The sequence below is a fragment of the Dolichospermum sp. UHCC 0259 genome (genome assembly GCF_009711935.1).
Lineage (GTDB): Bacteria > Cyanobacteriota > Cyanobacteriia > Cyanobacteriales > Nostocaceae > Dolichospermum.
The window spans coordinates 1-1,058 of the sequence record NZ_VIKX01000257.1 but is presented as its reverse complement, the minus strand read 5'-3'; the positions used below and the strand labels follow the sequence as shown (position 1 = coordinate 1,058).

Here is a 1,058-nt window from a genome sequence, read left to right as displayed (position 1 = left end):
CGCTGGTTTTGGTCTTAGCACACTCAAGCAATTATTTAGAATGAAATAGCCCTGCCCCTCTTTATCAACAGTTAATCACTCAATATCAACAGTTAGATGTACAGATATCTGGAGAATTGGCTATATTTCAAGCTGATCATCCGGCTATTCAAACTTTACAAGAAAAACGAAACAACCTTTTAGTTATTATTCAAGATGAAGCCAAACGGGCTTTGACTATCAAAATAGCTGAAGCTAAAATTTCACTTCAGAAAACCGAGGTAGATAGTCAACAACTATTGCAAGCAGAACAAGAACTGCAAAAAAAATTAGAACAATTACCTGTCTTATCTAGGCAATATACTGATATTCAGCGAAATTTGCAACTAGCAAATGAAAGTTTAAATCGGTTTTTAACTAATCGAGAACAACTACAAGTAGAAGTGGCACAAACAGAATTACCTTGGGAATTAATTCAAGCACCTACTCAAGGAGAATCTCCCATATCACCAAACACATCACGTAGTTTACTGTTAGGGCTTGTGGCTAGTTCTTTATTAGGTATAAGTGCTGCTTTAATGCTTGAAAAGATTGATAATACTTATCAAACAGCGGAGAGTATCAAAGCAAATATCAAACTACCCTTATTAGCAACTCTTCCCTTTGATAAAAGTATATCTTATTATCCATCTCGAAATATTACGAATAGTCTAAGTGAAGAGAAAATAGTTTTTGAAGATACACCGGAAGGTATTGGTAGATTTTCTAATATGTTTAGTAGTAAATCTAAACAGCATAGATATTATGGTCAGGGAGCATTTTGGGAATCTTTGCAGGTGTTGTATGGAAATATTCAACTTCTCAATTCAGATAAACCAATTCGTTCTTTAATTATCTCTTCAGCGACATCTGGAGATGGTAAAAGTACAGTAGCCTTTTACCTTGCTCAAATAGCAACATCAATGGGGAAAAAAGTGCTACTTGTAGATGCTGATTTGCGCTGCTCCCAAATTCACAAATTATCAAGATTAGATAATCTGTGGGGATTGAGTAGTGTGTTAATTCTGTGAATCCTTTAC

At 34.9% G+C, this 1,058-nt stretch carries 1 protein-coding gene; it reads left to right on the top strand.

The window, feature by feature from the left end; genetic code table 11:
- The first annotated feature begins 116 nt into the window (after nt 1–116).
- Nucleotides 117–1,049 carry a hypothetical protein gene (locus FJR05_RS21380; protein WP_254447010.1) on the top strand — a complete coding sequence of 311 codons (933 nt, stop codon included), beginning with the start codon at nt 117–119 and terminating at the stop codon, nt 1,047–1,049.
- Nucleotides 1,050–1,058: the final 9 nt, after the last annotated feature.